The organism is Comamonas sp. C11 (assembly GCF_024496285.1).
Lineage (GTDB): Bacteria > Pseudomonadota > Gammaproteobacteria > Burkholderiales > Burkholderiaceae_C > Comamonas > Comamonas testosteroni_F.
On sequence record NZ_CP101743.1, the window covers coordinates 18,967 to 31,645 of the forward strand.

Here is a 12,679-nt window from a genome sequence, read left to right on the forward strand (position 1 = left end):
GACGGTGTCAGAAAGCATGGCGCTCGAGACGGCGCTGGTCGCGGCTCTGCAACCAGCCGATGACGGCGCTACGCAGGCACTGGCGCAAGCGATCCCAGCGCGTGGGGTTGCTCACGATCTGCGCGCGGTAGAACGAGGGGCAGAGCACGGCAGCATGCGAAACCTCGCCGCACAGGCCGCAGCCCACGCAGCTGTCGATGACGGTCGCCACCGGGTCTGTGCGCAGCGGATCGGGGTTGGGCTTGATGGACAGCGAGGGGCAGCCCGAGAGCCGGATGCACGAGTGGTCTCCCGTACAGGTGTCAGAGTCGACGCCGAAGCGCTCGCGCACCACGCGCTCGCCGCGTGCCACGGCGGCGCGTTGCTGCGGCTTGATGCGGCGCTGCTTGTTGAGCATGCACTCGCTCTGCGCCACCAGCACCTTGGGCCCCTGCTCCTTGGTGGTCAGTGCTTCGCGCAACGTGCCGACCATGGCCTTCAGGTCGTAAGTGCGGCACACCGTCTTGACCCAGTTCACGCCCACGCCACGCACCGCCTTCTCTATCGCATGGTTGGTGCTGCGCGTGGGGTTTTGCGCCGCCGACGAGAGGATGTCCTGCCCGCCCGTGGCCGAGGTGTAGCTGTTGTCGACGACGATGGTCAGGTTGTCGCTCTGGTTGAACACCGCATTGGCAATGCCGCTGGTCAGGCCGTTGTGCCAGAAGCCGCCGTCGCCCATGACCGAGATCACGCGCTTGCCGCCCTCCTGCTGCTTCGGAGGGTTGAAGGCCGCCGCGCCCGCAGCACCCAGGCCATAGCCCATCGTGGTGTTGCCCAGGTTGAAAGGCGGCAGGATGGAGAACAGATGGCAGCCGATGTCGGCGCTGACATGGTGTTCGCCCAGCTCACGCTCAACCAGCTTCATCGCGGTGAAGATGGGCCGCTCGGGGCAGCCGGTGCAAAAGCCCGGCGGGCGCGCCTGCACGCTGGCCTCAATGGGGTGCTCCGGTTCGGGCGGCACGGGTGTCAGCGGAATGATCTTGCGCGCAGCGGGCTGCGGCTGCAGCTTGCCATGCATCTCGAGGAAGGCGCGCAGACCCTTGAGCAAAGCGGCCGTGGTGTATTCGCCTGCGACCGGCAGCACATCCTTGCCGTGCAGCTGGGTGGCCGAGCTGGCCTGGCGCAGGATGGTCGCCACGTTCTGCTCGACGAAGTTGGGCTGGCCCTCCTCCACCACCAGCAGGGCACGCTTGCCTTCGCTGAAACGCAGCAGCTCGTTGTCCACCAGCGGGTAAGCCACGTTCATCACATACAGCGGAATCTGCGTGTTGCCGTAAGCATCGGCCAGGTCGAGCTGCTGCAGCGCCCGGATCAGGGTGTTGTAGCTGCCGCCCTGGCAGGCGATGCCGACGTCGCCGGCACCCTCGGCGAAGAACTCGTTGAGGCCGCGCTCCTCAATGAAGCGCACGGCAGCGGGCCAGCGCTGCTTGACCTTCTCCTGCTCGTGCAGGAAGCTGGCCGGCGGCAGCACGATGCGGTCCACATCGCGCTGCGGCCGGGCCATGGCCTGCTCGATGGTGTAGGAGGGGCGGCGGTTGTCGCTGGCAGTGAACCGGCCATGCACGTGGCAGGCGCGGATGCGCAGCTGCAGCATCACCGGCGTGTTGCTGGCCTCGGACAGCTCGAAGCCGTCCTTCACCGCCTGCACAATGCTCGGCAGGTTGGGGCGCGGATCGAGCATCCAGATCTGCGACTTCATCGCAAAGGCGTGGCTGCGCTCCTGCATGATGGACGAGCCCTCGCCGTAGTCCTCGCCCACGATGACCAGCGCCCCGCCCTTGACGCCGCCCGAGGCCAGGTTGGCCAGCGCATCGGAGGCCACGTTCGTGCCCACCGTGGCCTTGAAGGTCACCGCGCCGCGCAGCGGGTAGTTGACCGACGCGGCCAGCGTCGCGGCGGCCGTGGCCTCGCTGGCGCTGTTCTCGAAGCGGATGCCATGCTCGATCAGGATGTCCTGGGCATCGGCCAGCACGTCCATCAAATGCGAGATAGGTGCGCCCTGGTAGCCCGCGACGTAGTTCACGCCGGACTCCAGCAGCGCCTTGGTCACTGCCAGGATGCCTTCACCGTGGAATACCTCGCCGGCACCCAGACGGAGCTTCTTGACCTCTTCGACAAACGAGCGTTCTGCCATCGCAAGATCCTTCACAGGGCCCGCGTGGGAACGGGCGTTTATGATTTTGGATGAATATGGCACGCATTACTTTAAAAATAAATATATCCAAAATCATAGTTTTCCCTAGCCCCAAATGGGGATGAGAAGTACCGTGTCACGGATAAAAAGCAGTGTGAAAATGTCTAGCGCACGCAATGGCTCATGCATTTGCGCCAAGGGGAGTGTGGTTCTTGAGACCCCGGGAAGGTCAAGGACCAGGCATACGCCTGCCACTATGGCCGGCGCTAAGAGCGCCAAGCCCATGGATCTGATAGCGCGGTTAGCGGCTACCAGGAGATCGCTTGATCAGCATCTGATCTTCCAACAACAGGCCCTTGCGCACACCACTGACATCCAGAAGTTGGTCGCCGTCGTTCAATTCGACCTCAAACGGGCCATTCACCTTTTCGATGATTTCTGCCGAATAGGCTTTTTTCCTTTTCCGGCACCGGTCCACTACCCATGGCCTGGACCCTGTAGGTGCCAGCCTGGCTCAGACCCATGATCTCCTGGCCTACTTTTTTGAGCGAGTGATCGCGCTATCGCGTACCGCGAAGAGAGCCTATGGCCCTCTCCCATTGGGACGCAATCAGGCCTGCCACAGCCCTCGTCACAAGCGCTATGGCAATTCACCGATACGCTGGCATGCGTATTTCTTATCCCTTCACGTCAGACATTTGAAATACTGTCAGCCCAGCCTCTGCACCGAAGCCCTGGCCTTCACGCGCTCGAAATGGGCCGCCACGCGCGGGAACTCGGCAATGTCCACTCCGTCGCCCTTGAGCCAGCCGGCCACGGTGTAGAGATAGCCGTCGGCCACGGTGAACTGCTCGCCCATCACCCAGGTCTTGTCGCCCAGATAGTGCTGTTCGATCACCGCAAAGCATTCGCGCATGTTCTGCGGCACCTTGGCGCGCATGGCGGCCTGGGCGGCCTCGTCGTCGGCCCAGCGCGAGGCGCGCGGGCGATGGGCGTGAGCGATGTGCGCGGTCGATGCCAGATAGGCATTGAATTCCTGCATCTGCGCCAGCGCGAAGGGATCATCGAGCGGCGCCAGCCTTGCCTGCGGATGGGTCTGCGCCACATACAGCAGCAGCGCGGGAGTCTCGGTCAGCACGCCGCGCTCCGTGGCCAGCGCGGGCACTCTGCCCTTGGGATTGATGCTCAGGTATTCTGGGCTGCGCTGCTCGTTGTCGGCAAAGCTCAGCGTCTTGAGCGTGAACTGGGCATCGGCCTCATAAAGCGCAATCAGTACGGCCTGCGCGCAGGTGCCAGCTGCGTAGTAAAGCGTGGTTTGGCTTGCCAAAATCGTTCTCCCGTGGATGGTGATATGCCTGTGCAGTGTAGGCTGCTGCGCAACCGGCTCAATCCCATGAGCCGGGTCTGCTCATAGCAATGACGCAAGGCAGACATCGACATCTCATGGCAGCATCGCGCTTCTCCCAGAAGTGCCCACCCGAAATGAAATCCTCCATCCGCATTGTTGACGTCGACCGCCTGGAAACCTGGAGCAAGTACAAGGCCGGCATGTGTGACAGCTGCGCGGCCAATTGCTGCACCATGCCGCTGGAGGTACGCCTGCCGGATCTGGTGCGCCTGGAGCTGGTGGACCCGTTCGAGGTCGAAAACATCGAACCCAAGCTGATCGCCAAGCGGCTGCTGAAGATGCGCCTGATCGACCACTTCAACCCCAAGCACGAGATCTTCACCATGGCCCGCCGGGCAGGCGGCGACTGCAATTTCCTGGACAAGAACACGCGCCGCTGCACGGTCTATGAAAAGCGCCCGGAGACCTGCAGATTGCATCCCAAGAAGGGGCCCAAACCTGGGTTCTGTGCCTACGGCAACAAGGCGCTTTCGCAGATCTGAAAGCGTCGCGGCAGCGCTTCAGACATCAGCCACTGCAGGCAGCCAGATGCGCGCCACCATGCCTGGATGGGCGTTGTGAAAACTGAGCCTGCCGCCATGCAGCTGGACAATGGCCAGCACGCTGGCCAGACCCAGTCCGTAGCCCGGACGATCCGATTCTGCGCGATAGAAACGGGTGGTCATTTTCTCCAGCGTCTGAGGATCTGCGCCCGGTCCCTGGTCCTGCACGGTGATTTCCACCCCCCATGCTCCATCGCTGCCCTGCTCCTGCGCTGGGGCGGCACGCAGCAGCACGTCAGCACCATGAACATCATCGGATGATGCTCCGTATTTGATAGCATTATCAACAAGATTGGCAACGGCACTGGCCAACAGGTCGCCATCGCCCAGGGCCTGCACACCTTGCTGCACATCCAGCCTGAGAATGCCGCCAGCGTCCTCCACCAGCGGCTCGTAAAAGTCCACCACATCGACCAGCAAGGCCTGCAGGTCAACCGGTGCAAAGCTCTTGCGGCTGGCCCCGCTTTCCACTTCGGCAATCTGCAAGAGCTTCTCGAACACCACACCGAGTTCAGCGACTTCTTCGGCCACCAGCGCCAGCGTGGCGGACTGCATTTCGGGGCTGGCCTGCTGTGCGTTTCGCAGGCGCAGCAATATGCGCGTCAGCGGCGTTCTGAGGTTGTGCGCAATGCTGTTGGAGACATGGCGTATGCCTTCCATCAACTGTTCGAGCCGATCGAGCATGGTGTTGATATCACGGTTGAGCAGCGTGAATTCATCACCGCGCTGATCGACCGGAATGCGCTGGCGCAAATCGCCCGCCGCAACGCGCGACATAGTGTTGCGAATGGCGGCCGCGCGCTCATCCACCACACGCCTGAAGACCATGGCACCTATCAGGGCCATGATGCAGGCCGCGACGGCTGCCAGCAAGCTGGCCTGACCGAACAGCTCTTCCATATCACGCTGCAGCTGCATGTCGCTGCCCACGGCCAGCAGATTGCCATTGGGCATTTCGACCACGGCAACCCGGCCCACCATCAGCCGCCCGTTGCGCTTCACGGTCAGCTCGCGCACGCCCATGATGCTGAGCTTGCGCGGAGGATAGACCTCGGCATTGCTGACAATGGTCTCGCCTTGCGGGTTCATGAGAATGAGGATTTCCGTGTCGGTATTCACTCCGTCACGAATGGTCTGCAGTATCTCGCTCTCCAGCGCTCCGGGGCCGTATTTGGCCGAGTGCTCGGTCAGTCTGCGCACATGGTTTTCGGCCTGCTTGTCGAGCCTCACCCGCACCACGCCCACGGTCTGCACATAGAAGACGGCCAGCACAATGGCCATGGTCAGAACCAGGAGGCCGCCATAGCTGAGTGCCAGTCTGAAGGCCAGCGAACTCCAGGGTCTGGAGCGCATCATCAGACCACCTCGGGCAGGTCTTGCGGCTGGTCCGAAAGGCTGTAGCCCACACCGCGCACGGTATGGATGAGAGGCGTGGCAAAGCCTTTGTCCACCTTGCTGCGCAGGCGGCTGATGTGCACATCGATCACATTGGTCTGCGGATCGAAGCGGTAATCCCAGACCGACTCCAGCAACATGGTGCGCGTGACGATCTGGTGCGCATGCTGCATGAGAAACGCCAGCAGACGGAACTCGCGCGGCTGCAGCGAAAGCGGCTGGCCGGCACGCTCGGCACTGCGTGAAATCAGGTTGACGCGCAGATCGGCCACCTGCATCTCGCGCGTGGGAGCCGGGATCTGCGCGCGACGCACCAGGGCTTCGAGCCTTGCCGATAGCTCGGAAAATGCAAAAGGCTTGGTCAGATAGTCATCGCAGCCGGCCTTGAGCCCGCGCACTCTCTCGTCCGTGGCAGACAAGGCACTGAGCACCAGCACCGGCGTCTGTTTGCCCATGGAGCGCAGTGTCTGCAGAATCTGCAGCCCGTCAAAGCCATTGGGCAACATGCGGTCGAGGATGATGACATCCCAGTTCTCGCCAACGGCCTGTGCAATGCCTTGAACGCCGTCACCGCAGACGCTGACATGCGCGCCTTGCTGGCGCAAACCTTCAGCGATGTAACGCGCATTGAGCGCATCGTCTTCGATGATGAGGTAGCGGTACATGCTGAGTCTGTCTCTGGCCGTTGGTGGACAGACACTATAAGCCGTTGCCTCCACCTTCGCAGCCGGAGACGCAGCGGCATCAGGAGGTGGTACAGGGGTTTGTGCCATCTCCCTCGCCTCGCTCAAGGCTGCACCTGTGGCAGATCGCCGCTGGCCTGGCGCACTTCCCACTCGGCATCCAGCATGTCCTTGACCAGCTCCAGATGCTCCAGCCTGTGCTCGGTAATCGAGCCCAGCGCATCGATCAGCTCCAGAATCGTACCCTTGCCCAGCTTGTAGGCGTCTTGTGCCATCTGGTGCAGTGGCGCAATCTGCGCCAGCCCTTCCTTCTCGTAATCGCGCACGGCCGTTCGACGCAGCGACAGCTGCTGCAGGGCACGCTGCAATTCGGACTGAGCGGCAAGCACGACCGCATCACGGCGCAGTTCGGCCTGATCGGCCTCAACCTTGGCGCGCTCGATAGGGCCCTGGCGACGGTCGAACAGCGGGATCTCCACGCTCACGCCCACCTGGTTGAAGCTGCCATCCACGCTGTTGCGGATGCGGGAGAGACCAAAGGATGGCGTGGGCAATGCTTCACGCTGCTCCAGCTTGATTTTCTGACGCGATCTGTCGAGCTCGGCCTGCGCGGCACGCAGGCTCGGCAACTGGGTCTGCGCCAGGTTCCACAGCTGCTCGTAGCTGGCTGCCTTGCGAATGTCAGTGGCCTGCAGGCTGCCTTCCACACGCACCTGCCATTGCGGCAAGGCCGCAATGCTGGCCACGCGCGATGCGGCATCCCGCAATGCGGCCTGAGCCTTGCTGACCTGCATGCTCATCTGGGCCTGCTGCAGGTTAAGGCGCGCGCCGTCATAGCGGCTGCGCGTGCCGGCTTCGATCTGGCCCTTGACGATATTGCCTGCCTTCTCCAGCTCATCACGGGCAGCCAACCACACCTGATAGCGCTGCTGTGCCACCAGCAGCTCATTGAAGGCATGGGCTGCATCGCTCATGGTGACGGCGACTGCCACATCGGCATTGGCCGCAGCGGCCTTCTCGCCCAGCCTGGCATTCTCGATGCGCATGCCGCGCTGGCCGAAGATGGGGATGGCCTGCTCCACACCCCATTCCTTTTCTCCGCGCTTGCTGGAGTAGTGCATGGCGGGATTGGGTATGGTGGCAGCCGTCTTGCTGTCTGCCTTGGCCAGATCCAGCTGCATGCGATCTGCCGCCAGATTGGGCTGGTTCTGCACGACGATGCGCAGATATTCCTGCAGGGTCACAGGCTGTGCAGGGGCCGCCATACGGCCCGCTGCAGCATTGCCCTGCGCGGCTGCATCCATAGTCTCGGCAGCATGGCCTGTGCCGCTGAAAGCACCGCAGCACAGTGCAGCGGCCATGGCCAGAGAGTGCCACTTATTCATCTTGAGCGCTTTCATCACGTTCTTCCTGCGTCAACATGTTCTTGGGGCCCAGCAAGGCATACAGCACCGGCAGCAGCACCAGTGCCACCAGAGGCAGCACCACCATGCCGCCGACGATGACCGAGGCAAAGGGGCGCTGGGTTTCGCTACCCACGCCGGTAGACAGTGCCATGGGCAGCAGGCCCAGCAGCGCCAGCAACGCCACCAGAATGATGGAGCGCATGCGCTCGGCTGCACCTTCGATCAGCGCCTGCATCAAGGGCATGCCCTGGCGGCGCAAATCCTCGACCGCAGAGACCACCAGCAAGCCCGCCAGGGCCACCTGACCCAGCAAGGCGATAAAGCCGATGGCCGCGCTGATGGACAGCTCGATGTGTGCCAGATGCAAAGCGGCGATGCCGCCCACCATGGCGAACGGCGCGCACAGCAGGATGATGCCGGCACTGCGGGCCTGGCCCAGCGCGCCAAACAGCAGGGCGTAGACGATGACCAGAGACAGCGGCACCACCACCTTCAGGCGTGCAGCCGCACGCTGCTGGTTCTCCCACTCACCGCCCCAGACGGCCTGGTAGCCTTCGGGCAGCTTCACGTTCTGCTTGAAGGTGGCCAGCGTGTCCTTCACCACCGAGCCGATGTCGCGGCCTTCCACGTTGAACTTGAGCGCCATGTAGCGCGCATTGCCTTCGCGGAAGATGGAGGAGTTGCCGATCTTCATGCTGACCGTACCTACCGATCCCAGGGGGACCGAACCACCATCGGGCAGCGGTATGGCGATGTTGCGAATGCGCTCCTCGTCCATGCGGTCCACATAGGGCAGACGCACGCGCACCGGCACGGGGAATTCACCCTCCCACAGAGTGGTGGCCACATTGCCTGCCAAGGCCACTTCCAGCGTCTTTTGCGCGTCTTCCATGGCAATGCCCTGGCGCGCCAGTGCCTGGCGATCGAACTGCACATGCACCTGAGGTGCCGGAGCATCGCGGTACAGGTCCAGGTCAACCACTCCGTCGATGCCTTTCACCAGCGACTTGGTCTGCTGAAGAATGCCACGCAGCGTGGGAATATCGGGGCCGAACAGCTTGAGTACCACCTGACCACGCGCGCCCGATGTGGACTCTTCCACGCTGTCGCGAATAGGCTGTGCGAAGTTGAAGGCCACACCGGGAATTTCACCCAGCGTCGCACGCATTTCCTCGATCAGCGCGGGCTTGGTCAGGCCCTTGCGCCATTCGCCATGGGGCTTGAGGCGCACCAGCACCTTGGCCAGATTGAGCGTCTCGTTGTCGGTGCCCGATTCGGGGCGTCCCTGCTCCGTGGTGACGGTGATCACCTCGGGGAACACCTTGAGGCGCAGACGCACATCGCGCAGCACTTCCTGGCCTTTTTCCAGCGAGATGGAGGCAGGCATCTGCACCAGCACATAGGCATCGCCCTCATCGAGCTCGGGCAGGAACTCGGTGCCCAGCCATTTGGCTGAAACCCCGGCCACCACCAGCACGCTCACGAACACGGCGATCACCGCAGTGCGGCGCTTGGCTGCACCCAGCACCTTGGCGATCCAGTGCTGGTAGCCATGATGCGCGCGGTCGAAGATCTTGGGCTCTTCCACCATCACATGCTTGGGCTTGAGCATCAGGGCGCACAGCGCAGGCACCAGTCCCATGGCAAACACCAGCGCACCCAGCAGAGCAAAGCTGTAGGTCATGGCCAGCGGACGGAAGATGCGGCCTTCGATGCTCTGCAGCGAGAACACGGGAATCAGCGCCGCAATCACGATGGCCATGGCGAACAGCGTGGGCTTGGCCACGGCAACTGCCGAATCCACAATGATGTGGCGCATGTCATTGGCCGTCTGCGGCTTGCGCTGGCGTGCGTTGCGGATGATGTTCTCGGCCAGCACCACGGCACCGTCCACCATGATGCCGAAGTCGATGGCACCCATGGAGATCAGATTGGCAGGCATGCCCAGCCAGTGCAGGCCGATGAAAGCCACCAGCAGCGACAGCGGAATCACTGTGGCCACGATCAGCGAGCCACGCAGGCTGCGCAGGAACAGCCACAGCACGGCCACGATCAGCGTGGCCCCGAACAGCAGGTTGTGCTGCACGGTCTTGAGCGTATGGCCCACCAGATCGGAGCGGTCATAGTTGGTGACCATGTGCATGCCTTCAGGCAGGCCGCCACTGTTGAGCTCCTCGACCTTGGCATGAATGTCATCCAGCACGATGGAGGGGTTGGCGCCGCGCTTGAGCAGCACAATGCCCTGCACCACATCGTTCTGGTCGTCCATGCCCACCGAGCCCTGACGCGGCGTATGCGACTGCGCGACACGCGCCACGTCACCGATGGTCACGGGGGCCTTGCCACGCATGGCAACGACCACATCCTGAATCTCCTGCGGATTGCGCAACAGGCCGATACCGCGAATGATGAAGGACTGCTCGCCGCGGCGCATCAGGCCACCGCCGACGTTGCGGTTGGACTTGGACAGCGCATCGCTCACATCATCCAGCGACAGGCCCAGGCTGTAGAGCTTCTCGGGGTCCACTTCAACGTGGAACTCCTTGACGAAGCCGCCAATGCTGACCACGTCGGCCACGCCCTGCACCTGCTTGAGCACGCGCACCACATGCCATTCCTGCTCGGTGCGCAGCTGCGCCAGGGTGTGCCTGTCGCTTTGCAGGCGATAGTAGAAAATCTTGCCCAGCGGCGTGTAGTCGGGCGCCATTTCAGGCGTCACGCCGTTGGGCAGATCTGCCTGTGGCAGACGCTGCGAAACCTCGGCGCGCGCAATGAAGCTCTTCGCGTCGTCGTTGAAGACCAGGTTGATCATGGAGAGACCGAAATAGCTCTCCGAGCGCAGCGATATCAGACCCGGCGTGCCGTTGAGCTCGCGCTCCAGCGGCTGGGTGATCTGGCGCTCCACCTCTTCAGGAGCCAGGCCCGGTGCCTGGGTGATCACCCCGACCTGCACATTGGTCACGTCAGGGTAGGCTTCGATGGCCGTCTGCAGATAGGCATAGACGCCATAGATGGCAATCGCCAGCGTGGCGCACAGCGCCAGCAGCCGGCGATGGACGACAAATGCAATAAATGAACGCAGCATGGTTCAGACTCCTGCCGGGACTACAGCAGCTGACTGGCCGCGCCGTCGAGCAGCAGGCCACCACGCACCACGATCTTCTCACCGACCTTGAGGCCGCTGATCACCGGCACCATGCCGCGCGATGGACGCCCCAGCGTCACTACGCGAGCTTCGAACTGGTTGTTCTCATGCTGCACATAGACCACGCTGCGACTTTCATCCTTGATGAGCACGGCAGTGACGGGAATCAGCATCTCCTGCAGATTCGACAACTGCACGCCCACCTTGGCCTGCATGCCGGGACGCAGCACCGGGTTCTGTTCGCTCAGCTCCACCACCACGGCAGCGCGGCGCGACTCCTTGTCCAGCGTGGCTCCCAGATGACGGACCGTGCCCTTGAGAGGTTTGGGCAGTTGCGGTACCTCCACCTGTACGGAACTGCCCAGACGAATGCCGGGCAGATCGGACTCGAACACCTCTGCGACCACATTCATGGCCTGGGGGTCGCCAATCATGAACAGCGCCGCTCCCGGCTCAGCAGCAGTCCCCACCACGGCCTTGCGCTCGGCCACAATGCCGGCACGCGGTGCGCGCAGCTCGATCCGATCACCGCTACCGGAGCCCAGCAGCGCTGCCGTGCCCTGTGCACGGCCCAACTCCTGCGAGGTCTCACGCAGCTTGGCCTGCGCGGCACGCAGATCGACCTCGACACCCACGCCCTTGTCCACCATGGTCTGCTGGCGCTGGGCTTCCACCACAGCCACGTCGTGTGCGGTCTTGGCCGCAGCCACGTCATAGCGGGTGCGCAGTGCATCGGGGCTGACCAGCGTCGCCAGCAAATCACCGGCCTTGACCATATCGCCCACATGCGCATTGACAGCCACGACACGCGCCGACAACGGCACTGAGACCGAGGCCACACGATCCTCGACAAACGCCACATGCGCAGGAGCCCAGGCCATCTGCACCCCTTGCGGATCGGCCACAGGCGCGATCTCCAGCATCTTCACGGATTCTGGCTTGACCTGAATGAAGCCTTTGGGCAGCTGTGCAACCGGTTTCTTCGCTTCCTCGGTGGACTTGGAGGCATCACAGCCACCCAACAGAGCCGCCACGGCAATGGCCGCAGCCACCACCGGCAGTCTTGCCCACGTCCAGTTTGGTAAATGTGCCGCTCCCGGCAGTCCCACAAGGCTTTTGTTCATCGTTCACCCTTTTGCATGGCTGGCAAGTGACGAGCTGGTCCGCGGCTTCACTTGCAGTGATGCCTCCATGCTAGGAACAGCCCCCAGCAGCGTGGATGACACACGCATTACGGTTTGGTAAGACCGGGCACGGACTGGAACGGGGCCGCAGAGCAAGCCAGACCCCGCTGATGGCCTGACACCAGGAAATCAGCCTTCAGACAGGCCGCATTGCCCGTTTTTCAGGCAATTCACGCATACCTTCTGCAATTTGCTCAAAAAACAGGCATTTTTCATGTATTTTTTCATACATGAGTATCAAAAGCATCATTACTTCATGATCAAAGGCCGATCCATGCCTTGCCTCTGAATTTCAGAGAAAACACGATCAATCGATTGATAGTCAATGGATATCTACTATCAAAAGATGAGCTTTGAAGTTATCCACGCGGTGGATAGCTTTCGCCCTCTTCCTCCTTCGCACACAGATTTCAACAGAAACCGGCGCTCTTGCATACAAAGCAGAGAGACGAGCATTGCCGGTGAGTAATCTTCCGCCCACAGCTGCGCGCCATTGCCTTCGACAAACTTGTGGATAAATTTGCAGCTTCACCACCTGCAAGAGCGAAGAAAACCATGAACAACCTTACCCACAGCACTTGAAAACCATGCCATTTCTGCAGAATTCCAGCAAAGCGAGAATCTAGAAAAATCTTTTTATTCATAAAAATTTAACAACCATATCCACAGGGATAAATACATGGTTGTCTCCAGGATATGTACAGGCCGATTTTCGGCTATTTCTGTGGATAAGTTTCTTGGTA

The 12,679-nt window shown here is 61.9% G+C and carries 8 protein-coding genes; 1 reads left to right on the forward strand and 7 read right to left on the reverse strand.

The genetic code is table 11. The annotated features are described in order from the left end of the window. Nucleotides 1-7: 7 nt before the first annotated feature. Both NOX35_RS00085 and NOX35_RS00090 read right to left on the reverse strand, forming a co-directional pair. Nucleotides 8-2,173, reverse strand: coding sequence for an indolepyruvate ferredoxin oxidoreductase subunit alpha (locus tag NOX35_RS00085; protein ID WP_182285132.1), 2,166 nt, complete (start codon nt 2,171-2,173; stop codon nt 8-10). Between the two features lie 709 nt (nt 2,174-2,882). Further along, nucleotides 2,883-3,500, reverse strand: coding sequence for a glutathione S-transferase family protein (locus tag NOX35_RS00090; protein ID WP_053284041.1), 618 nt, complete (start codon nt 3,498-3,500; stop codon nt 2,883-2,885). A 155-nt stretch (nt 3,501-3,655) separates the two neighbouring features. Here NOX35_RS00090 and NOX35_RS00095 point away from each other — a divergent pair, with 155 nt between their 5' ends. Further along, nucleotides 3,656-4,063 carry a YkgJ family cysteine cluster protein gene (locus tag NOX35_RS00095; protein ID WP_003065319.1) on the forward strand — a complete coding sequence of 136 codons (408 nt, stop codon included), beginning with the start codon at nt 3,656-3,658 and terminating at the stop codon, nt 4,061-4,063. Between the two features lie 18 nt (nt 4,064-4,081). Here the strand turns inward: NOX35_RS00095 and NOX35_RS00100 are convergent, their stop codons facing one another. The 5 genes from NOX35_RS00100 to NOX35_RS00120 form a co-directional block, all read right to left on the reverse strand. Next, entirely contained in the window at nt 4,082-5,479 is a 1,398-nt protein-coding gene (locus NOX35_RS00100) for a HAMP domain-containing sensor histidine kinase (protein ID WP_182285145.1), read from the reverse strand. Then, nucleotides 5,479-6,183 (reverse strand): response regulator transcription factor, encoded by a 705-nt coding sequence (locus tag NOX35_RS00105; RefSeq protein WP_003065317.1) that lies wholly within the window; start codon nt 6,181-6,183, stop codon nt 5,479-5,481. Before NOX35_RS00105 ends, NOX35_RS00100 begins: the two co-directional genes overlap by 1 nt. Nucleotides 6,184-6,305: 122 nt before the next feature. Further along, nucleotides 6,306-7,601 (reverse strand): TolC family protein, encoded by a 1,296-nt coding sequence (locus NOX35_RS00110; RefSeq protein WP_182285146.1) that lies wholly within the window; start codon nt 7,599-7,601, stop codon nt 6,306-6,308. Continuing rightward, nucleotides 7,579-10,692, reverse strand: a complete 3,114-nt coding sequence (locus NOX35_RS00115; protein WP_256495320.1) for an efflux RND transporter permease subunit — start codon at nt 10,690-10,692, stop codon at nt 7,579-7,581. The genes NOX35_RS00110 and NOX35_RS00115 overlap by 23 nt, the downstream gene beginning before the upstream one ends. A gap of 20 nt (nt 10,693-10,712) precedes the next feature. Next, a complete protein-coding gene (locus NOX35_RS00120) occupies nt 10,713-11,876 on the reverse strand; it encodes an efflux RND transporter periplasmic adaptor subunit (protein WP_256495321.1) in 1,164 nt (387 codons plus the stop codon). Nucleotides 11,877-12,679: the final 803 nt, after the last annotated feature.